Consider the following 21,304-nt stretch of genomic DNA (forward strand, 5'->3'; position numbering starts at 1 on the left):
CATTTCTCTGCGCAGTGCATGTTGGCCATGTGGTATGGCGGGCCTGTAGGCGACAAGCGCCTATAGGCTCACCAACCACATATCCATAAGGGGCTAACATGACAAAATCTGAGTTTATGAAAAGAGCTAGAAAGACGAGTTTTGGCCAAATTGCCAGGAATGAGCAGCCTGTCAGCCAGGTACTGCTAAATCAGGTACTAAGTACAGACCAATGCTACTTAGTTCAGTCTGGCGAAAAGCGTCAATTCTGGATCACCCGAAACGAAAAGCTTTGTATGGTAACTTCAACGCTGAAATCAAGTTTTTGTGTGGTAATCTAAGCCAATTAATGGGAAGGGAAGACAGATATAGAGTTCTTAAATTACTGATATTTAAAATGCTTCCCTGTTTCCCTATTTTCCCAATTTGATTGTTAATGCCATAGGCTGGGTAGCGACTCCATGGCCGCTTTTCGTTTACTCTCAATGATGTCGGCATATACCTGGGTGGTTTTAAGCTCAGAGTGCCCCAGGAGCTTTGATACGGTATAGATATCAGCACCGTTAGTCAGTAGCCTTACCGCAAAAGTATGGCGGGCACAGTGAAACGTAATGTGCTTGGTTATGCCAGCGCGCATCATCCACTGCAAGAGAGCTACGTTTGTGTAGGATGAATATCTGAGCGATTTGAATACTCTCTCCTGAGGTGTTTGCCGTTCACCCATAAGCTTAATAGCATCATGCGGCAGATCCAGATATTGAAGTTTGCTGGTTTTTTTGTGGTTAAATATGATCCTGTTTATACCGTCGCTTAAATAGACATCCTGCCATTTAAGTTTTTGGATATCACTCCAGCGCAGACCTGTGGTACATCCAAACAGAAAAGCCCGTTTTAGCACGTCGTACCGACATTCGGCCTGATACGCGGCTTTCAGTTCATCCTCAAGTAAATACTCTCTCTTATTTTGCTCTGGCTTAATACTTTTAACTTCATTTACCGGGTTTCTGCGAATGATGCCCTCGTGAAATGCCTGGTTTAGTGCCGCTCTTACTTTGTTAAAGTACGAAGATGCGGTATTAGATGACAGAGCTTTACCTGACTTGGTAGTGGCTGTCGTTGTCAGGTAAATACGGAAGTCCTGCAACAATCCTGCGTTAAAGTTGACAAACGATAGCTGGTAGCCATCAGAAAATCGCTGTAAGTGAATCAGCACTGACTCCCAAATGGACACGTTTGATTTGCTGTCAGTTTTCCTCTTCTCCTCGATAATTTGCTGCATGTAGTCGATGAAGCTTTGTTGTTGCTTGGCCTCGTCTTCAAAGTGATATTTGTTATTGGCCAGGTCAATAATGGCTTGGGCTTGGATCCGCTCAGCCAGTTCTAATGTCTTTTTATTGTAATCTCGCTGAGCCTTATCTTTTGGCGTGGCATAGATAAAAAGATTTAGGGATTGGCGTTTACGCTTTTTAATACGCTTGCCCGATTCGTCGGTATAGGAACCATAGTTACGGGTTAACAGCAGTTGTTGACGACCGGCACGGTCTGCTGGTTTTTTCTCAATAGATAACTTCATGCGTTACTCCTGTGTAGTGGGCCACTGGTGGCCCTAGCAAACACAGCTGGTGGGCCATCCAAGGCCCACTTTTAGCAACTATCGGAAAGTAAAGAAAGGTTTAAGCTATCCTAAATTAATGAATATATTAGAAATATTTCCTTTTATTGGATGATTCTTTCCTTTGTTTTACCGCGCTATTTACCGATACAGAAACTGGAAAAAATCCGTCCCAATAAATCATCGGAGCTGAATTCACCGGTGATTTCATTCAGGTGTTGCTGGGTTAAGCGCAGCTCTTCGGCCAGGATCTCACCGGCGATAAAGCTGTGCAGTTGCTCCTTACCTGTTAGCAGGTGCTCATGGGCGCGCTCTAGTGCATCCAGGTGGCGGCGACGGGCCAGGAAGCTGCCTTCGGTGGTGCCTTCGAAGCCCATGCATTGCTTTAAATGCTCCCGCAGTGCCTCGATACCAGCACCGGTTTTGGCCGATAACCGAAAGACCGGCACCGCCTGGTTCAGCTCGGCTTGCATCGGCTCGCCGGTCAGATCGGCTTTGTTTCGAATGACAGTGATGCCCAGTTTGGCTGGCAGCCGGTCGATAAAATCCGGCCAGATGGTGTGGGGGTCGGTCGCTGCTGTGGTGGTGCCATCCACCATAAAGAGCACCCGGTCGGCTTGCTCAATTTCCTGCCAGGCACGCTCAATGCCAATTTGCTCCACCTGATCGCTGGCTTCTCGCAGGCCGGCGGTATCGATGATATGCAGTGGCATGCCATCAATATGAATGTGTTCACGCAACACATCCCGGGTGGTGCCGGCAATATCGGTGACAATGGCGGCTTCACGGCCAGCCAAAGCGTTCAGCAGGCTGGATTTACCGGCATTGGGCCGTCCGGCAATGACCACCCGCATGCCTTCACGCAAAATACTGCCCTGGTTGGCTTCACGGCGTATTTTCGCCAAGTCATCAATGATGTCGGCCAAATCGGTTGCCACTTTGCCATCGGACAGAAAATCAATTTCTTCATCCGGAAAATCAATGGCGGCTTCGACATAGATCCGCAGATGAATGACTTTTTCCACCAGCGCATGAATACGGGCAGAGAACTCGCCCTGCAAGGAATGCATGGCGGAGCGGGCCGCCTGCTCGGAGCTGGCATCAATCAGATCGGCGATGGCCTCGGCCTGAGCCAGATCCAGTTTGTCGTTTAAAAAGGCGCGCTCGCTGAACTCGCCTGGCCGGGCAATGCGGACCTGGGGCAGGGCAATGACACGACGTAGCAGCATATCCAGCAATACCGGGCCACCATGGCCTTGCAGCTCCAGCACATCCTCACCGGTAAAGGAGTTAGGCCCCGGGAAATACAGTGCGATGCCCTGATCCAGCACCGAACCATCACTGTCCAAAAATGGCAGATAATCGGCATAGCGGGCTTTCGGGATTTTGCCAAGCACTGCCTTGGCAACCTGGCTGGCCGCCGGGCCGGAAATACGGATAATGCCCACTCCGGCGCGGCCGGTCGCAGTGGCGATAGCGGTTATGGTATCGGTGCTGTACATGCTGAGTATCCTCACAAAGAGTTATAAAAAAAGCCTGTGAATCACAGGCTTTTTTCTGCATTGCTTGGCTTACGCCTTCCGGCTATGCAGGCCTTTTTTCTCCATGCCCCGGTAAATATAGAGCATTTGGGCCAGTGAGATCAGGTTACTGACCAGCCAGTACAGTACCAGACCGCTTGGGAACCAGATAAAGAACACCGAGAAAGCGACTGGCATCCACATCATCAGCTTGCGCTGCATCGGATCGGTCACCGTCATAGGTGTCAGTTTTTGCATCATAAACATGCTGGCACCAAACAATACTGGCAGCACAAACCATGGATCCGGCGCCGACAAATCCTGCAGCCACAGCATAAAGGGCGCGTGGCGCAGCTCAACACTTTCGACAAAGACCCAGTACAGTGCCAGGAAAATTGGCATTTGCAGCAGCAATGGCAAGCAGCCACCCATTGGGTTCACTTTCTCTTTGCGGTACAGCTCCATCATGGCTGGGCCAAGCTTTTGCCGATCATCTTTGTAACGGGCCTGCAGATCCTCAATTTTAGGCTTGAGGTTGCGCATCTTCGCCATCGACTCGTACTGAATTTTGGTCAGCGGGTACATCACCCCTTTTACAATGATGGTGATCAAAATAATGGCCAGACCCCAATTGCCCACAAAGCCCTGGATCAAGGTCAGTAACCAGAACAGTGGCTGGGATATAAAAAACAGGAAACCATAGTCGACGGTCAAATCCAAGCCATTGGCCAGCTCGGCCAGGTTATCCTGGATTTTCGGACCTGCATAGAAAGTTGTTGCGATCACAGTCTGCTCGCCCGGTTGCAACTGCATAACTGGGCCCAGCACACCTATAACGCCTCGACCACGGTCAATCAGACTGTATAACTTATTATCGGCCTGTTGATCCGGTATCCAGGCAGTTACAAAATAATGCTCCAGCATCGCAGCCCAGCCACCCTGAGTTGGGATCGACAGGTTGCGCTTTTGCATGTCTTTAAACTTATATTTTTTATACCGATCGGCGTCGGTACCATAAGCTCCACCGCGGTAGATAGGCATAAAGAAGCTGCTGTCTTTGCCACCATCAATGGTTTGCAGCAAGTGCTGGTAGTTTTGCACCACCCGTACTTCATCGCTTTGGTTGCTGATATGGTATTCAACGCCAACATCGTATTGGCCTGGCCGGAAGATAAAACGTTTTTCAATCTGCAAGCCCTGATGCTGATATTGCAGCGGTACGATCAACTCTTGTTGGTCTGCAGTCAGCTTAAAGTTTGATTGACTGACCTGATACAGTGGACGCCCATCGGTATTGTTCTTGTCATCCGGACCATGCCGACCAATCAAACCGGATTCGGCAATAAAATCAAAACCGGTTTGGCGGCGCATCATGACATAAGGGGTTTGGCTGTCTTTGGTCAGCTCGTACTCAGAGAGTTTCAGGCCAATAATATCACCGCCCCGAGTGCTGATTTCTACCTGAAGTACATCGGTTTCAACCCGCACCACTTGCTCTGACTGAGCTGTAGCCTGGCTTGTTACAGGCGTTGTGGCTGTTGGTTGGGGACCAAACGCATCAGCAGAGAGTTGCAGATCGCCGGAATGATCCAGTTGCTCAGCCTGCGGCTGTTGAGTGACAGGCTCTGGTCCATAGTCTTGATGCCATTGTTTCCATAGCAAAAAACTGACGAAAGCGAGCGCGATGATTAAAATACTACGTTGCGAGTCCATAGGTTAGCTTTTCTCATTGTGCTTTTCAGGAACGGGATCGTGACCCCCTGGGTGTAAGGGGTGACATTTTAATAGACGTTTCGCTGCTAACCAAGTCCCTTTGAGCACCCCAAAGCGGGTGATGGCCTCAATGGCGTAGTGGGAGCAACTGGGATGAAACCGACAACTAGGTCCAAATAGCGGACTAATCAGCTTTTGATAACCATGCAGCAAGGCTAAAGCTAGACGCTGTAATGGCGACAGATTTTGTTCCATAACCGCTCCAGTTGCTTGCTAAGTTCTTGGTTCTCAGTGTCTGAGATCGGGCCTTTTACCATCACTACCAGATCAATGGCGGGCAGGCGATGCTGTTGCAATCGGAAGTTTTCCCGAATACAGCGCTTGATGCGATTGCGATCCACGGCTAATTTAGCACGTTTTTTGGCAATAATCAGACCTAACCTGGGGTGATCAAGGTTATTTTTGCTGCAAAGGATGGTAAAGAGAGGCGAACCAGCACGAAATGGCTGTTGGAATACGGTATTAAATTCGCCAGGAGTTAGCAGACGTAACTCCCTGCCGAATTTAAAGTTTTGCACGAAGCAATGAGCTGTCAGTTTAGACAGCTAAACGCTTACGGCCTTTGGCACGACGACGCGCCAGGACCTGACGGCCATTTTTAGTTGCCATACGAGCACGGAAACCGTGCACACGCTTACGCTTTAATACGCTAGGTTGAAAAGTTCTTTTGCTCATATTCTTGTCCGTCCGCTTAAGATAATACTGCTAGTCGCTCTGTTTTAGTATTATCTCAGTGAAACACCAAAACACAGTTGATAAAAATGAGCGCGAATTTTACGTACTCCCGTCAACAAAGTCAATGCGATCCTTTATAATATCTACTCCGATCCTGTTGGATCCGATGTTTTCCACAGGTGTAACATTTTTTTTGGATAAAGTGTGCACAATGTAGCGCCGGCAACGACGCTATCATCCTAATGGTACGGCTGCTTCCTGTGGTTATTTGTGGGCAGTAATGAAATTTATTTTTGTTAATATTCATATAGTTACCTTGGCTATTTTAACCTGGAAACTTTTTATGAAAAGTCAATATTGAAGTTGTGGATAACTAAGACCATAATGGACCCTTATCTCTTCAAAATCGTGTGCTTTAGATAAAAAACTCAGGGAGTCAGGGTGTACCAGTCCGTATGGAAAAATTGCCTGCAAACGCTGCAGCAGGAGTTACCAGCACAGCATTTCAGTATGTGGATCCGCCCTCTGCAGGCTGCGAGCTCAGACGAAGCTTTAACTCTGTATGCACCCAATCGTTTTGTTTTGGATTGGGTTCGCGAAAAATATTTAACTAGGATCAATGAGCTGATTCATGATTACTGCGGTGATAATGCGCCACGGCTGCGGTTTGATGTTGGCAGCAGGCCACAGCACTCAGATCCTGTTGCAGCGGATCGAATCTCTGCAGTAGCAAACTCAGCTGCAACCACCAGTAGAGTTAGCCCCCCTGAGCCGGCACCTAAGACCATTGTAAAGTCCAATGTTAAAGCCAGTTATACCTTTGAAAACTTTGTGGAAGGTAAATCTAACCAGTTGGCCCGTGCTGCTGCCAGCCAGGTAGCCGATAATCCAGGCACTGCCTACAACCCACTCTTTATCTATGGTGGTACCGGCTTAGGTAAAACCCACTTATTGCATGCGGTTGGTAATGGGATCCTGGCAAAAAAAGAAAATGCTAAAATAATTTATATGCATTCTGAGCGCTTCGTGCAGGATATGGTCAAAGCCCTGCAGAACAATGCGATTGAAGAGTTTAAACGTTATTATCGTTCAGTAGATGCATTATTAATCGATGACATCCAGTTTTTTGCCAACAAAGAGCGTTCGCAGGAAGAGTTTTTTCACACCTTCAATGCGCTACTTGAAGGCAATCAGCAGATTATCCTGACCAGTGATCGTTACCCGAAAGAAATTGATGGGGTAGAAGATCGCTTAAAAAGCCGCTTTGGCTGGGGGCTGACCATTGCTATTGAGCCGCCAGAGCTGGAAACCCGGGTCGCGATCCTGATGCGAAAAGCGCAGGAGCATCAGATCCGGCTGCCGGAAGAAGTGGCCTTTTTCATTGCCAAGCGACTTCGTTCCAATGTTCGGGAGCTCGAAGGCGCGCTCAATCGGGTGATAGCCAATGCCAACTTCACCGGTCGGCCAATCACCATCGACTTTGTGCGTGAAGCGTTACGTGATTTACTGGCATTGCAGGATAAGCTGGTAACCATTGAGAACATTCAAAAAACAGTGGCTGAGTATTATAAAATCCGTGTTGCCGATTTATTGTCGAAACGCCGCAGCCGCTCGGTTGCACGCCCGAGGCAGATGGCAATGGCACTATCAAAAGAGTTGACCAATCACAGCTTGCCGGAAATTGGTGATGCTTTCGGTGGTCGTGATCACACTACGGTGCTACATGCCTGTCGCAAGATTGAGTCATTAAAAGAAGAAACACACGAAATCAAAGAAGATTTTCAGAATTTACTGCGCACCTTATCGTCATAATAGGGATCCGTTATGCACCTTAGTATCGACAAAGAAACATTATTAAAGCCACTGCAAATGGTTTCGGGCGCCATTGAGCGTCGTCACACACTGCCTATCCTTTCCAATGTGCTGCTGGATGTGCAGCAGGATCAGTTGTCCTTAACGGGTACTGATCTGGAAATTGAAATGGTAGCCAGTGTCGCTGTTGCGCAGGTGCACCAGCCAGGGCGTATTACCGTACCGGCACGTAAGCTACTTGATATCTGTCGCAGCCTGCCGGATGGCTGCCAGATTGAACTTACCCTGGTAGGTGAGCACTTTGTTATCAGCTCTGGTAAGGCGAAGTTTACCTTAACTACCTTGCCTGCCATTGAGTACCCTAATCTTGAAAGTTGGCAAGGTGAGGTCAATCTGCAGTTGTCTCGCGCCGAGTTAAAGCGCTTGTTGGAAGAGACCGCCTTTTCCATGGCTAACCAGGATGTGCGTTATTATCTGAATGGGTTGTTGTTTGAGGTTGATCAACAACTGGTTCGTACTGTGGCTACCGATGGCCATCGTTTGGCCATGAGCCAGTTGCAGCTTGGACAAGCGGTAGCTACGCAGCAACAGCTGATTATTCCCCGTAAGGGAGTATTGGAAATGCTGCGTTTATTGCCGGATGATGATGGCAGCCTGACACTTAGCCTGGGCTCGAATCATATTCGTTTGGTGGATGCTGCTTTCAGTTTTAGCAGCAAGTTGATTGATGGTCGTTTCCCGGACTATCGGCGCGTGATCCCTCGCAATAGCACCAAGCAGGTCACTGCTCATCGCTCAGTCTTAAAAGATGCTTGTACCCGGGCTTCTATTTTATCCAACGAAAAATACCGTGGTGTGCGTTTTAACCTGGCTCCAAATGAGCTACAAATTACAGCCAATAACCCCGAGCATGAACAAGCTGAAGAAGTGATTGAAGTTGAGTATCAAGGGGATGTGCTTGAGATTGGTTTTAATGTTGGCTATGTGCTGGATGTATTGAACAGTTTAAATACTGATCTGGTAGTGCTGCACTTAAGTGACAGCAACTCCAGTGTATTGATCGAAGGTGTTGGCAACGCTCAGGCTTCCTACGTCGTAATGCCAATGCGTCTTTAAGGCTTACATGTCGATACAACTGTTATCGGTTACTGACTTTCGTAACTTTGTTAGCCAGCAGTTTCAACCTGCCACTGGTTTTAATTTGATCTGTGGTGCCAATGGCAGTGGCAAAACCAGTTTGCTGGAGGCTATTTATTTTTTAGCACATGGTCGTTCGTTTCGTACTGCTCGACTGCAACGGATGATTCGCTTTGAAGCGGAACTCAGTGTGGTCCATGCCAAAATCTTGCAGGCGGAGCAGTTAAATTCGGTTGGCATGCAACGAACCAGACAAGGTGAGTTGACCCTGCGTTTAAATGGCGATACCGCGAAGCGATTGGCGGATATTGCTCACTTGCTGCCGGTACAATTAATTACCCCGGATAGTTTTCGAATTTTCTTTGGTGGTCCTAAAGAGCGGAGGCATTTCTTTGATATGGGATTGTTCCACGTGGAACCTTCCTTTTATCAGCATTGGCAGCTTTTTAGTAAAGCCAATAAACAACGAAATGCGTTACTGAAGCAAGGTGCAACAGCAGAACAGTTTCGCTATTGGGACAATTTATTTTGCCAAAGTGCTGAGATCATTACTGCATTAAGGCAAGAGTACTTGCAGCAACTAAATGCCGAGTTTCAACAGCAAGTATCGGATCATCCATTGCTGAGTAATGTTCAGCTGCAGTTTTATCCGGGCTGGAATCAACAGCTAAACCTGGCAGAGCTGTTGCAACAGAACAGGGCAACGGATGTGAAAATGGGGTTTACACAAGCTGGCCCCCAAAAAGCCGATTTACGCATCAAAGTCGAGCAGCAACCCGCGGAAGAAGTGTTATCACGTGGGCAGCTAAAGATGCTATTATTTGCACTCAAAATTGCTCAAAGCAACGTAATTGGTGCAGTTGCACAAAAGCAACCTATCTTGTTGATTGATGATCTGGCTTCAGAGCTGGACGCAGATTCTATGCAGCAAGTGTTCCAATTACTTAAAACGATTAACTCACAGGTTTTTGTAACCGCAATTGAACCTGAACCAGTTTTGCATTTAATGCCGCCGGCTACAACAGCGGTGTTTCACGTGGAACATGGGACATTGACAGCACGGACAGACGAATATGGCCGAACATGATTATGATTCATCGAGTATCAAAGTATTAAAAGGACTGGATGCAGTTCGTAAACGCCCTGGCATGTACATCGGTGATACCGATGATGGCTCAGGTTTGCATCATATGGTATTCGAGGTGGTGGACAACTCCATTGACGAAGCACTGGCTGGGCATTGCAGTGATATCTGGGTCACTATCTACAGCGATAACTCAGTATCTGTGCGTGATAATGGTCGGGGTATTCCAACCGATATGCACGAAGAAGGTATCTCAGCCGCGGAAGTTATCATGACGGTGTTGCATGCCGGCGGTAAGTTTGACGACAACTCGTACAAAGTTTCCGGTGGCTTGCATGGTGTAGGTGTCTCGGTGGTGAATGCGCTGTCTGATAAACTAGCATTGACCATCCGTCGCAAGGGTCAGGTATTTGAGCAAGAATACCACCTGGGTGTGCCACAAGCGCCATTAAGCGTGATTGGTGAGACTGAAGACAGCGGCACCGAAATACGCTTCTGGCCAAGCCCAACTGTATTTACCGATATCAACTATCATTACGATATCCTGGCGAAACGGCTACGTGAGCTGTCGTTCCTCAACTCTGGCGTCAGCATTATTTTGACCGATGAGCGCACCGACAAACGCGATCACTTTAAGTATGAAGGCGGTATCCAGGCTTTTGTCGCTTACCTCAATCAAAATAAAACAGCCATTCACCCCAAGGTGTTTACTTTCACTCAGGAGCGGGAAGATGGTATTTCGGTTGAAGTCGCCATGCAATGGAATGACAGCTATCAGGAAAATATCTTCTGCTTTACCAATAATATTCCGCAGCGTGATGGTGGTACCCATTTGGCTGGCTTCCGCTCAGCATTGACCCGGGTGCTGAATACCTACATCGATCAGGAAGGCTACGCCAAGAAAATGAAGGTGGCAGCGTCTGGTGATGATGCCCGTGAAGGTTTAACGGCAGTGATCAGTGTCAAGGTGCCGGATCCAAAGTTCAGCTCGCAAACCAAAGACAAACTGGTTTCATCAGAAGTGAAATCAGCGGTAGAGAGCGCGATGCATGAGCGGCTGAACGAGTATCTGCTGGAAAGCCCGAACGATGCAAAAATTATTGTTACCAAGATTGTCGATGCAGCCCGTGCCCGTGAAGCTGCCCGCAAAGCGCGGGAAATGACTCGTCGCAAAGGTGCGCTGGATATCGCTGGCTTACCTGGTAAGCTGGCGGACTGTCAGGAAAAAGATCCTGCTTTATCCGAATTGTACATCGTGGAGGGTGACTCGGCCGGTGGTTCTGCCAAACAAGGCCGTAACCGTAAGAATCAGGCTATTTTGCCACTGAAAGGTAAAATACTGAACGTAGAAAAAGCCCGCTTTGACAAAATGCTGTCTTCACAGGAAGTCGGCACGCTGATTACGGCGCTGGGTTGCGGCATTGGCCGCGAAGAGTACAATCCGGATAAAATTCGCTACCACAGCATCATTTTGATGACGGATGCGGACGTTGATGGTTCGCACATCCGTACCTTGTTATTGACCTTTTTCTACCGGCAAATGCCAGAGTTAATCGAAAAAGGCTACATCTACATTGCCCAGCCGCCACTGTATAAGGTGAAAAAAGGCAAGCAGGAACAGTATCTGAAAGATGAAGCAGCCCGCATCGAGTTTCTGACTACATTGGCCCTGAATGAGGCCAGCTTGCATGTCAATGAAAACGCTCCGGGCATTGGTGGTGCCCAGTTGGAAACTCTGGTCCGTCAATACCATAAAGTGATGGATACGTTGGAACGGTTGGCACGGAAAATTCCTTACCTGCTACTGCATGAACTGATTTATGTACCAGCCCTTAGTGTGGAACAGTGTAAAGATCACGATTTTGTTAGTGGCTGGGTGAAAAACCTGGTAGAGCAACTGCAAGCACAGGAAGGCAATGGCACCAGCTATGTGCATCAGGTGCATGAAGACCGTGAGCGCCACTTATTCTTGCCTAAAATCACCGTGCGCCAACATGGTATCGAATACGATTACGTCCTGCACCACGACTTTATCAGTTCTCGCGATTACCAGAGCATTGCCGCTCTTGGTAATGAAATCCGCGATCTGATGGAAGAGGGCGCCTATGTGCGTCGTGGTGAGAAAACCAAGCCGGTAAGCAGCTTTAAAGAGGCGCTGGAGTGGTTGATGAGCGAGTCGAAAAAAGGACTCTATATTCAGCGCTACAAAGGCTTGGGTGAGATGAACCCGGATCAGTTGTGGGAAACCACTATGGATCCAAACACCCGTCGTATGCTGCAGGTCACCATCGAAGATGCCATTGGAGCCGATCAGTTATTCTCCACTCTGATGGGCGATCATGTTGAACCGCGCCGGGCATTTATTGAAGAGAATGCGCTGCGGGTCGCCAACCTGGACGTCTAGGTCTTGTAAGCGATTGACGAAACGAACCCAAAAGGGGCTAGCATCTGCCTGCCCCTTTTTACATAGATGGAATACAAAACCCATGCAAAAGTATGACTTGAATACCTTTCAGGGCCTGATCCTGGCCTTGCAGGATTACTGGGCACGCCAGGGTTGTGTCATCGTGCAACCATTGGATTTGGAAGTGGGCGCGGGTACCTTTCACCCGATGACTTTTTTACGTTCTCTGGGCCCTGAGCCAACCAATGTTGCCTATGTGCAGCCATGCCGCCGGCCAACCGATGGCCGTTATGGCGAAAACCCGAACCGTTTGCAGCACTATTATCAATTCCAGGTACTGCTTAAACCATCGCCGGAAAATATTCAGGAGCTGTACCTGGGGTCATTGCGCGAGTTAGGTATCGATACCTTAGTGCATGATATTCGCTTTGTGGAAGACAACTGGGAATCACCGACACTGGGTGCCTGGGGGTTGGGCTGGGAAGTGTGGCTGAATGGTATGGAAGTGACCCAGTTTACCTATTTCCAGCAAGTTGGCGGCCTGGAGTGCAAGCCGGTATCCGGTGAAATCACCTATGGCCTGGAACGTCTTGCTATGTACATTCAGGGCGTGGACAGTATCTACGATCTGGTGTGGGCCGATGGCCCGCTTGGTAAAGTCAGCTACGGCGATGTGTTCCACCAGAATGAAGTGGAGCAGTCACGCTACAACTTTGAACATGCCGATGTACCGGCCTTGTTTGCGCTCTTTGATCAGTGCGAAAAAGAAAGCCACTACCTGATTGAACAGGGGCTGCCATTGCCCGCTTACGAGAAAGTGATGAAAGCATCGCATGCATTCAATATGCTGGATGCACGCCATGCCATTTCGGTGACAGAGCGTCAACGTTACATTCTGCGGGTACGTACTCTGGCCAAAGCCTGTGCCGAAGCTTACTACGCCGCCCGGGAAGCGCTTGGCTTTCCGCTATGTAAAACCTCAGCGCAGGAGGCATCGTAATGGCGCAGGATTTTTTGGTTGAAATTGGTACCGAAGAGTTACCACCCAAGGCACTGAAAACACTGGCTACCGCTTTTGCCGACAATATTCAGGCCGAGCTGGCAGCGCTGGAGTTAGCGCATGCAGAGATAAGCTGGTACGCAGCACCACGCCGGCTGGCCGTTCGGGTCAATCAGTTGCAGGCCAAACAAGCCGATAAGCTGGTTGAGAAGCGTGGGCCGGCGCTCAGTGCTGCCTTTGATGCCGGTGGTAACCCCAGCAAAGCAGCTGCAGGCTGGGCCAGAGGTCTGGGCATTGAAGTGTCTGAGGCCGAACGACTGGAAACCGATAAAGGTGCCTGGCTGCTGTACAAGCAACAGCAACCGGGCAGTGATAGCCGACAACTGCTGCCGGATGTGGTGAAATCAGCGCTGCATAAACTGCCAATTGCCAAGCCGATGCGCTGGGGCAATTCCGATGCTCTGTTTATTCGCCCGGTGCATACTGTGGTGATGCTGTATGGTACTGAGGTGGTTCCTGCGACCATTCTAGGGCGTGAGGCCGGCCGCCAGAGCTATGGCCATCGCTTTCATGCACCGGAGAAGGTCAGCTTCCAGCATGCGGATGATTATTTGCCTAAGCTAAAAGCTGCTTTTGTGGTGGCCGACTTTGCTGAACGGCAACAGCTGATTACCGATGCAGTGGCTAGTAAAGCCAAGGAGCTGAAGGCGGTTCCTTTATTGGATCAGCCCTTGCTGGATGAAATTACTGCTTTGGTCGAGTGGCCCGAGTTGTTGGTGGGCAGCTTTGAGCAGCGTTTCCTGGCGGTACCGGCTGAGCCATTGATTTCTACCATGAAAGACAACCAGAAATACATTCCGTTGCAGGATGAATCTGGTAACTTATTGAATCAATTTATTTTTATTAGCAATATCCGCAGTAAGGATCCACAGCAGATTATCGAGGGTAACGAAAAAGTGGTGCGGCCACGTTTGGCCGATGCCGAGTTTTTCTTTGTCACCGATCAGAAAACCAAACTGATCGATCGCTTGCCTAGTTTACAGACGGTATTGTTCCAGCAGCAATTGGGTACTTTGGCTGAAAAGTCCGAACGTATCAGTCAGTTAGCTGGCTGGGTCGCCAACACCATAGGTGCTGATGTGGCTGCAGCCAGCCGAGCTGGCCTGCTGTCAAAGACGGATTTAATGAGCAATATGGTCGGTGAGTTTCCGGAAGTGCAGGGCATTATGGGCATGCATTATGCCCGGCTGGATGGTGAAACCGAAGCTGTGGCCCTGGCGCTGAATGAGCAGTACATGCCACGTTTTGCTGGTGATAGCTTGCCAACCCAGTTGGAAAGCTGTGCGGTGGCCATTGCCGATAAGCTGGATACGCTGGTTGGCATCTTTGGCATTGGTCAGGCACCTAAAGGCGATAAGGATCCGTTCGCACTGCGCCGGGCGGCGATAGGGGCCCTGCGTATTCTGGTGGAAAAAGAGCTGCCGGTTGATCTGGTTGATTTGATCGAAGCCAGCAAGCAAAGCTTTGGTGACAAACTGACGCAACAGGATGTGGCTGAGCAGGTATTGGATTTTCTGTTGGGACGCTTCCGTAGCTGGTATCAGGAGCAGGGCTATGCGGTCGATGTGATCCAGGCGGTGCTGGCTCGTCGGCCTACCACGCCTGCTGATTTTGATCGCCGGGTAAAAGCAGTAGCTGCCTTCCGCAAGCTGGATGCGGCTGAAGCATTGGCAGCAGCCAATAAACGGGTTGCCAATATCCTGGCGAAAGTGGATGGCGCTATTACTGATACGGTGCAGCCGGAGCTGCTGACCGAAGCGGCAGAGCAGGCGCTGTATCAGGCCATCCAGGATGAGCAGCAGTACCAGGCTACTGCGCCCTCCTACAGTGATGGCCTGGCTCATCTGGCCGCAATGCGTGCAGCTATCGACAGCTTCTTTGATGGGGTGATGGTGAATGCCGAGGATATGGCCGTTCGGGCGAACCGTCAGGCACTGTTGAAGCAACTGCGCGAGCTGTTCTTGCAGGTAGCCGATATCTCCTTGCTGCAAAGCTGATCGTTGCTAGCAACATAAAAAACGCCAGCGCTTATGCTGGCGTTTTTATATTCAATGATGCGCTGCTCAGTCCTGACCTAAAATACGATACAACAACTCTTTCACCGCCGCGGGCTCAAAAGGCTTATCGCACAGCGCATTGATGCCACTTTGCGCGATATTGGCCAGGTGGGCATCGTTGGCTTCGCTGGTGACCATCAGGATGGGGATATGCGATAAGGTACTGTGTTCGCGGATAAAGCGGGTCAGTTCTTCACCATTCACTTCCGGCATATTGTAATCGGTGACCACCAAATCAACCATCTGCTGCTGCAACAGGCCGATGGCCTGCTGGCCATCGTCGGCATCAATAATATGCTGCATGCCCAGGTTTTGCAGTACCCGGCGAATATGGTTACGTGCCAAACGGCTGTCATCAACAATCAGTACCCGCACATCCTGCACATCGAACAAATCCAGTTCCAACTCCGAAGGGCTGATGTAGTCGATGGCGGCGTTCAGTGCTTTACCCAGCTGCTCGGCATCAAAAGGTTTGGGCAAAATGGCAATAACACCGGATTGCTTAAAGGCTTCCAGTTGTTCTTTACGGGTTTCACTGGAAACCAGCAGAAAGGGAATATCAGCGGTAGCGGGTTCGGTTTTTAGTTGCTGCAATAGTTCCAGTGCGGTGCCATCGGCAAAGTGCAGCGCACTGGCAATAGCATCCGGGCGATGCTGGCGAATGGCGGTAATGGCTTGCTGCAAACTGGCCGCTTCAGCCACCTGATGCACCTCTTCGGCTTTAAGTTTTTGCCGGATAATTTTGCGCTGCACATCCGAAGGCTCGGCCAGCAAAATATCCAAATCCTGAGTTGAAAGCTGCATACTGATTCCTACTGAAAATCTTATTCTGGCACAAGCTGTAGAGAGTATAAAGCCATTCAGCTCTGACAGAAACAGGTAAGGTGTTGAGTAGCCCAAAAGGGGTTGGGCTGCCTGAGGGTAGGAAAAACGGTGGCGCTAAGGCTTTGCAGCTGTACTTGCTCAACCATGGCTCACACATCGGCCTGTGGGCGCTGTGTATCATAGCTAATGTCATCCTTGATGGTGTAGCGAACACCTTAAGTGCGCATTGGTTGTGCTCATCCCGCCGGAAAGGGCGGGTAGCGTAGAGTACTTTAAAATTAGCCAGTGGGCTTTCAGCGACAACCAGCAGCTCGGCTTTCATGCTGGTCGGAGAAGCAGATTAGCCGCAGACCTGATTGCGCCCCTGATGCTTGGCCTGATAAAGCTGCTGATCGGCTATTTTGACTGCATCATAAAAAGCCATCGTTTCGTCGCAGCCGGCTACTCCAAAACTGGCAGTAAGCTGGTGGTTTGCTGCCGCAGTGTTCAGGTGCTTTTTGCTGAGTTGTAGCCGTATTTTTTCAGCCACTAAGCGGGCATCGGCGGTCGTGGTATGAGGCAGGATCAGTAAGAACTCTTCGCCACCAAAACGGCAGGCAATATCCTGCTGTCGCAAGTTTTGGCGAAAGACGTTTGCGACTGCTTTTAACACTTCATCCCCCACATCATGACCGAATTGATCATTCAGCTGTTTGAAGTGATCCAGGTCGCACATAATGACAGCCAGCGGCAGTAGCTCATCGCTTTGCTGCTCCAGTGCCGGGATCAGGCTGGAATCCAGAAAACGCCGGTTAGCCAGGCCGGTTAAGGCGTCGGTATTGGCCTGCAGTTCTTTGCTGTTTTGCAGGTGCTCCATTGCAGCATGGCTGCGTTCCCGGTAATGATCGTTGATCCAGCACACAGTGATCACGATTACCAGGGAAGCGAGGAAACGACTGGTTTCAGCCACTTTGTACTCTGCCTGAATCAGATCTGGGGTAAACAGCATCACCCCCAGCATCAGCAAAAGCATGGCATTGCCAACCAGTGCATTGCGGACGCCCAACAAACCAAACAAGATGGCTGGAAAAGGAAATACCCAGTAGAGCGCTGTGTTGTTGTAGCCACCCTGATAAACCAGGCTTAGTACAAAAGTGCCCACCAGCATTGCTTCGATGATGCAGGCGCGATTGAGTTGTTGACTGAAGTGATACAGCAGGACATTGAGTAAAAAACAGCCACCAGTAGCAAAGAGGATCAGTGGCAGTAGCAGAGAATCCTGATTCAGGCTTCGGACACCATAAAAAAACATCACCAGACTGGTAATGTAACTGACAAATACCAGAATATGATGACGGCGCCGTGCATCTATGTGCTGTGCTTGTTTGTGGCCATTTGCAGGCAGAGCTGGGGTCAAAAGGCATCCTTAAAATCCGAGGATGCTTTGAGGCTAGCACAAAATAATCAGGATACCTTTTAAGTTCCTTTTTTTATCAGATACCGATAGGGCAACTCGGTGGTATCGCTGGCAAGCAACTGGTGGTCCATAAAGCGGCAAAAACTGGGGATATCCCGTGTCGTCGCCGGATCGTCGGCGATAATCAGCAAGGTTTCTCCTACCGCCATTTTACGGATAGCCAGGCGGGTCATCATCACCGGCTCCGGGCAGCGCAGCCCCAGGGCATCCAGAGTTTGTGTTGGATTATCAAATATTGGTTGCATCATGACTCCATGCTAAAGACTCTGGATTAATAGTGGCATCAAAGCTGAATAACAACCCCTTTCACAGCTGTTTTTCCAGTATAAGAAAAGGGCCCGCAGGCCCTTATTCTATGGTATCGATTGTGTTGCTGCCAGCTTAAGGCCGCTCAAACACGGTAGCAATGCCCTGACCCAGGCCAATGCACATGGTCGCCAGGCCGTATTTACCGCCTTTAGCTTCCATCACATTCAGCAAGGTGGTGCTGATGCGGGAGCCAGAACAGCCCAGCGGGTGTCCCAAAGCAATGGCGCCGCCATTCAGGTTCACTTTCTGCTCGGCGACTTCCAGCAGGCCCAAATCCTTCATCACCGGCAAGGCCTGAGCGGCAAAGGCTTCGTTCAGCTCTGCGTAGTCGATGTCGCTGATGCTGACACCGGCCATCTTCAGCGCTTTTTTCGACGCTGGCACCGGACCATAGCCCATAATGGACGGATCGCAGCCAGCCACGCCCATACCGCGGACATAAGCCCGAATTGGCAGGCCCAGCGCCTTGGCTTTGTCTTCGCTCATCACCAGCATGCCGGAAGCACCATCGGACAGGGCAGACGAGCTGCCGGCCGTGACGGTACCATTAGCCGGATCGAACACCGGCCGCAGCTGGCTTAAACCTTCTACTGTGGTTTCCGGCCGGATCACTTCGTCGGTATCGAACACCCGCAAAGCGCCATCGGCATCGTGGCCTTCGGTAGGGATGATTTCGTTTTTAAAACGGCCTTGCACCGTGGCTTCATGCGCCAGCCGGTGTGAGCGGGCGGCAAACTCATCCTGCTGCTGCCGGCTGATGCCATGCATCTTACCCAGCAATTCGGCGGTCAGGCCCATCATGCCCGCAGCTTTGGCCACCGAGGTAGCTAAGGCCGGGTGAAAGTCCACCCCATGATTCATCGGCACATGGCCCATGTGCTCAACACCACCAATCAGGTACACCTCACCCATGCCGGTTTGAATGGATTTAACCGCATCGTGCAGCGCCTGCATGGAGGAGCCACACAAGCGGTTGATGGTGGCGGCAGGGACCGAGTGCGGAATGCCAGCCAGCAAGGAAGCATTGCGGGCAACGTTAAAGCCTTGCTCCAGGGTTTGTTGCACACAGCCCCAGATGATGTCATCAATCTCGCTGGCATCCAGCTGCGGGTTACGCGCCAGCAAGGAGGCCATCACATGGGCTGATAACGACTCAGCACGGATATTGCGGTAGATGCCGTTTTTCGAACGGCCCATCGGGGTGCGGATGCAATCAACAATTACGGCGTTTTTCATCTGTTTGACTCCTGCGCTTAGACCGGGAAGAAACGCTGGCCATCAGCGGCAATGGCGCGGGTTTTATCGGTAACCTGGTAAATCTCACCCAGATGGGCGTACTTGTCGGCCAGAGCAACGAAATTGGCCAGACCCAGGGTATCGACGTAGCGTAACGGACCACCGCGGAAGGGCGGGAAGCCCAGGCCATAAATCAGACCCATATCGGCCTCAGCGGCACTGGCAACGATGCCTTCTTCCAGACAGCGAATGGTTTCGTTGATCATCGGCACCATGGTGCGGGCAATGATGTCTTCGGCGCTAAACTCGGTGGCGCTGTGGCAAATGCCGGCCAGCAGTTCGCGGCTGGCGTCATCCACCGCTTTTTTCGGCTTGCCTTTGGCATCTTTGCTGTACGCATAAAAACCAAAACCGTTTTTCTGGCCGTAGCGGTTGGCCTGGTACATGGCGGCGACCGGATCATTGTCGAGCTTGGCCATCCGGGTTGGGAAACCAGCGGCCATCACATCGGTGCAGTGGAAGGCGGTGTCCAGCCCCACCACATCCAGCAAATACGCCGGGCCCATCGGCCAGCCGAACTGCTTTTCCATCACCTTATCGATTTGGCTGAAGTCGGCGCCATCCAGCACCAGCTTGCTAAAGCCAGCGAAGTAGGGGAACAGTACCCGGTTGACGAAAAATCCCGGGCAGTCATTGACCACAATCGGCGACTTGCCCATTTTGGCAGCATACGCCACCACAGCAGCCACGGTTTCTTCCGAGGTATCTTTGCCACGGATCACTTCTACCAATGGCATCCGGTGCACCGGGTTGAAGAAGTGCATGCCACAGAAGTTCTGTGGCCGGCTCAGATTTTCAGCCAGCGAGTTGATGGAAATGGTTGAGGTGTTGGAGGTTAAAATGGCATCGTCGCTCAGCAAGGCTTCGGTTTCTTTTAACACTGCGCCTTTGATTTTCGGATTTTCCACCACAGCTTCTACCACGATATCGGCGTCTTTGACGCTTTCATAGCTCAGTGACGGCGTAATGCTGGCAATAACTTTGGCCATGCCGACAGCGTCCAAGCGTCCGCGCTCGACTTGTTTGGCGAGCAGTTTGGTGGCTTCGCCCATACCGAGCTCCAGCGCCTGCTGATTGATGTCTTTCATCACCGCCGGCACGCCTTTGCTGGCCGACTGGTAAGCAATACCGCCACCCATGATGCCGGCACCCAGTACGGCGGCTTTGTTGACCGCTTTGCTGGCTGTTTTGGCAGCTTTTTTCGCTTTGCCTTTGATCAACTGATCGTTTAAGAACAGACCAATCTGAGCAGTGGCTGCATCGGTTTTGGCCAGTTTGGCAAAGCCCTGATTCTCCAGTGCCATGGCACCGGCACGGTCCAGCCCGGCAGCCGCCTCAATGGTTTGTACTGCGACCATCGGCGCCGGGTAATGCTTACCGGCGGTGGCAAACACCATGCCTTTGGCAGTGCTGAAGCTCATGGTGGCTTCGGTTTTGTTCAGTTTCAGCGGCTGCAGCTTGACCGCACGTTTTTGCTGCCAGTCCAGTTTGCCGGCGATGGCATCCTGCAACATGGACAATGCTACTGCTTCCAGCTTCTCCGGCGAGGTGACGGCATCAATTAAGCCTTCCTGCTGGGCTTTGACCGCATTGCGATCTTTGCCGGTGGTGATCCACTCCATCGCATTGTCGGCACCAATGATGCGCGGCAAACGCACGGTACCGCCAAAACCAGGCATCAGGCCCAGTTTGACCTCCGGCAGGCCAATTTTGGTGCTGCTGTCACCGACCCGGTAATCACAGGCCAGAGTCCACTCACAGCCGCCGCCCAGTGCAAAGCCGCGGATAGCGACCACGGTTGGAACCGGTAAGTCTTCGCACAAATCGAACACATCCGATGCTTGCTTGATCCAGGGCACCAGCTCTTGCTCGTCACGCTGGAAGATGGGCAGAAATTCAGTAATATCCGCGCCAACGATAAAGTTGTCCTTGCTACTGCTGAAAAGCACACCTGTGACGGATTTATCTTGCTGCAGCTGTTCCAAAGCAGCCTTGCAATCTGCTAAGGTTTGTTGGTCGAACTTGTTGACGGAGCCTTCGGCATTGAAGGTAAACTTGGCAATGCCGTCTGCGAGTTGTTCGACGGTAATGCGTGGACTTTGATACATCATGCATGGTCTCCCTTAAAGTCAGGTCATGTTGCGTAGGGTCACGCGCTAACTGGTACGATGAGATAGCGTTCCTTTCAGTGTGTCGTGGATGGCTGGAAAATTCAACTATTTTTTAAACAGGTGTTTGATTTTTGCTGTTCCATCTGTGTTTTCACGACAATGCTACTAACTATAGGCAGGAAATGGATTGAAAG

General features: G+C 50.5%; 17 protein-coding genes. 6 read left to right on the top strand and 11 right to left on the bottom strand.

Going from position 1 to position 21,304, the window contains the following annotated elements; all coding sequences use genetic code 11:
- Nucleotides 1-412: 412 nt before the first annotated feature.
- The 6 genes from ABC502_RS14150 to rpmH all read right to left on the bottom strand — a co-directional run bounded on the left by ABC502_RS14150 (nucleotide 413) and on the right by rpmH (nucleotide 5,559).
- Entirely contained in the window at nucleotides 413-1,552 is a 1,140-nt protein-coding gene (locus tag ABC502_RS14150; protein ID WP_345916318.1) for a site-specific integrase, read from the bottom strand.
- Nucleotides 1,553-1,728: 176 nt separating this feature from the next.
- Nucleotides 1,729-3,093, bottom strand: coding sequence for a tRNA uridine-5-carboxymethylaminomethyl(34) synthesis GTPase MnmE (gene mnmE / locus ABC502_RS14155; RefSeq protein WP_345916319.1), 1,365 nt, complete (start codon nucleotides 3,091-3,093; stop codon nucleotides 1,729-1,731).
- A 69-nt stretch (nucleotides 3,094-3,162) separates the two neighbouring features.
- Entirely contained in the window at nucleotides 3,163-4,824 is a 1,662-nt protein-coding gene (gene yidC, locus ABC502_RS14160) for a membrane protein insertase YidC (protein ID WP_345916320.1), read from the bottom strand.
- Nucleotides 4,825-4,827: 3 nt separating this feature from the next.
- Entirely contained in the window at nucleotides 4,828-5,079 is a 252-nt protein-coding gene (gene yidD, locus ABC502_RS14165; RefSeq protein ID WP_228612074.1) for a membrane protein insertion efficiency factor YidD, read from the bottom strand.
- On the bottom strand, nucleotides 5,046-5,402 hold the full coding sequence (gene rnpA, locus ABC502_RS14170; RefSeq protein ID WP_345916321.1) for a ribonuclease P protein component: 357 nt from the start codon (nucleotides 5,400-5,402) through the stop codon (nucleotides 5,046-5,048). Before rnpA ends, yidD begins: the two co-directional genes overlap by 34 nt.
- Before the next feature lie 19 nt (nucleotides 5,403-5,421).
- Complete coding sequence (gene rpmH / locus ABC502_RS14175) at nucleotides 5,422-5,559, bottom strand: 50S ribosomal protein L34 (protein ID WP_091342706.1); 138 nt, start codon at nucleotides 5,557-5,559, stop codon at nucleotides 5,422-5,424.
- 441 nt (nucleotides 5,560-6,000) lie between these two features.
- Between rpmH and dnaA the strand changes: the two genes are divergently transcribed.
- The 6 genes from dnaA (at nucleotide 6,001) to glyS (ending at nucleotide 15,053) form a co-directional block, all read left to right on the top strand.
- Complete coding sequence (gene dnaA / locus ABC502_RS14180) at nucleotides 6,001-7,371, top strand: chromosomal replication initiator protein DnaA (protein ID WP_330087772.1); 1,371 nt, start codon at nucleotides 6,001-6,003, stop codon at nucleotides 7,369-7,371.
- Nucleotides 7,372-7,383: 12 nt separating this feature from the next.
- Nucleotides 7,384-8,487, top strand: a complete 1,104-nt coding sequence (dnaN, locus tag ABC502_RS14185) for a DNA polymerase III subunit beta (protein WP_330087773.1) — start codon at nucleotides 7,384-7,386, stop codon at nucleotides 8,485-8,487.
- A 7-nt stretch (nucleotides 8,488-8,494) separates the two neighbouring features.
- Entirely contained in the window at nucleotides 8,495-9,595 is a 1,101-nt protein-coding gene (gene recF / locus ABC502_RS14190) for a DNA replication/repair protein RecF (RefSeq protein ID WP_345916323.1), read from the top strand.
- On the top strand, nucleotides 9,582-11,996 hold the full coding sequence (gene gyrB / locus ABC502_RS14195; protein WP_345916324.1) for a DNA topoisomerase (ATP-hydrolyzing) subunit B: 2,415 nt from the start codon (nucleotides 9,582-9,584) through the stop codon (nucleotides 11,994-11,996). The genes recF and gyrB overlap by 14 nt, the downstream gene beginning before the upstream one ends.
- 82 nt (nucleotides 11,997-12,078) lie before the next feature.
- Nucleotides 12,079-12,996, top strand: a complete 918-nt coding sequence (gene glyQ / locus ABC502_RS14200; protein WP_345916325.1) for a glycine--tRNA ligase subunit alpha — start codon at nucleotides 12,079-12,081, stop codon at nucleotides 12,994-12,996.
- Complete coding sequence (glyS, locus tag ABC502_RS14205) at nucleotides 12,996-15,053, top strand: glycine--tRNA ligase subunit beta (RefSeq protein WP_345916326.1); 2,058 nt, start codon at nucleotides 12,996-12,998, stop codon at nucleotides 15,051-15,053. The genes glyQ and glyS overlap by 1 nt, the downstream gene beginning before the upstream one ends.
- A gap of 66 nt (nucleotides 15,054-15,119) precedes the next feature.
- On the opposite strand, the gene ABC502_RS14210 is transcribed toward glyS, so the two are convergent.
- From ABC502_RS14210 to fadB, 5 genes are all read right to left on the bottom strand, one after another.
- Nucleotides 15,120-15,917, bottom strand: coding sequence for a response regulator (locus ABC502_RS14210; RefSeq protein ID WP_330087777.1), 798 nt, complete (start codon nucleotides 15,915-15,917; stop codon nucleotides 15,120-15,122).
- A 361-nt stretch (nucleotides 15,918-16,278) separates the two neighbouring features.
- Complete coding sequence (locus tag ABC502_RS14215; RefSeq protein WP_345916327.1) at nucleotides 16,279-17,334, bottom strand: GGDEF domain-containing protein; 1,056 nt, start codon at nucleotides 17,332-17,334, stop codon at nucleotides 16,279-16,281.
- A 59-nt stretch (nucleotides 17,335-17,393) separates the two neighbouring features.
- Nucleotides 17,394-17,639, bottom strand: a complete 246-nt coding sequence (gene tusA, locus ABC502_RS14220) for a sulfurtransferase TusA (RefSeq protein WP_345916328.1) — start codon at nucleotides 17,637-17,639, stop codon at nucleotides 17,394-17,396.
- A gap of 136 nt (nucleotides 17,640-17,775) precedes the next feature.
- On the bottom strand, nucleotides 17,776-18,939 hold the full coding sequence (gene fadA / locus ABC502_RS14225) for an acetyl-CoA C-acyltransferase FadA (protein WP_345916329.1): 1,164 nt from the start codon (nucleotides 18,937-18,939) through the stop codon (nucleotides 17,776-17,778).
- 17 nt (nucleotides 18,940-18,956) lie between these two features.
- Nucleotides 18,957-21,110, bottom strand: coding sequence for a fatty acid oxidation complex subunit alpha FadB (gene fadB / locus ABC502_RS14230; RefSeq protein WP_345916330.1), 2,154 nt, complete (start codon nucleotides 21,108-21,110; stop codon nucleotides 18,957-18,959).
- Nucleotides 21,111-21,304: the final 194 nt, after the last annotated feature.

Source organism: Alkalimonas sp. NCh-2, assembly GCF_039631345.1.
Lineage (GTDB): Bacteria > Pseudomonadota > Gammaproteobacteria > Enterobacterales > Alteromonadaceae > Alkalimonas > Alkalimonas mucilaginosa.

What these genes read in the sequence shown, in the direction of transcription:
- ABC502_RS14150 (WP_345916318.1), bottom strand. Translation starts at nt 1,552, where the DNA reads ATGAAGTTATCTATTGAGAAAAAACCAGCAGACCGTGCCGGTCGTCAA.
- mnmE (WP_345916319.1), bottom strand. Translation starts at nt 3,093, where the DNA reads ATGTACAGCACCGATACCATAACCGCTATCGCCACTGCGACCGGCCGC.
- yidC (WP_345916320.1), bottom strand. Translation starts at nt 4,824, where the DNA reads ATGGACTCGCAACGTAGTATTTTAATCATCGCGCTCGCTTTCGTCAGT.
- yidD (WP_228612074.1), bottom strand. Translation starts at nt 5,079, where the DNA reads ATGGAACAAAATCTGTCGCCATTACAGCGTCTAGCTTTAGCCTTGCTG.
- rpmH (WP_091342706.1), bottom strand. Translation starts at nt 5,559, where the DNA reads ATGAGCAAAAGAACTTTTCAACCTAGCGTATTAAAGCGTAAGCGTGTG.
- dnaN (WP_330087773.1), top strand. Translation starts at nt 7,384, where the DNA reads ATGCACCTTAGTATCGACAAAGAAACATTATTAAAGCCACTGCAAATG.
- recF (WP_345916323.1), top strand. Translation starts at nt 8,495, where the DNA reads ATGTCGATACAACTGTTATCGGTTACTGACTTTCGTAACTTTGTTAGC.
- gyrB (WP_345916324.1), top strand. Translation starts at nt 9,582, where the DNA reads ATGGCCGAACATGATTATGATTCATCGAGTATCAAAGTATTAAAAGGA.
- glyQ (WP_345916325.1), top strand. Translation starts at nt 12,079, where the DNA reads ATGCAAAAGTATGACTTGAATACCTTTCAGGGCCTGATCCTGGCCTTG.
- glyS (WP_345916326.1), top strand. Translation starts at nt 12,996, where the DNA reads ATGGCGCAGGATTTTTTGGTTGAAATTGGTACCGAAGAGTTACCACCC.
- ABC502_RS14210 (WP_330087777.1), bottom strand. Translation starts at nt 15,917, where the DNA reads ATGCAGCTTTCAACTCAGGATTTGGATATTTTGCTGGCCGAGCCTTCG.
- tusA (WP_345916328.1), bottom strand. Translation starts at nt 17,639, where the DNA reads ATGCAACCAATATTTGATAATCCAACACAAACTCTGGATGCCCTGGGG.
- fadA (WP_345916329.1), bottom strand. Translation starts at nt 18,939, where the DNA reads ATGAAAAACGCCGTAATTGTTGATTGCATCCGCACCCCGATGGGCCGT.
- fadB (WP_345916330.1), bottom strand. Translation starts at nt 21,110, where the DNA reads ATGATGTATCAAAGTCCACGCATTACCGTCGAACAACTCGCAGACGGC.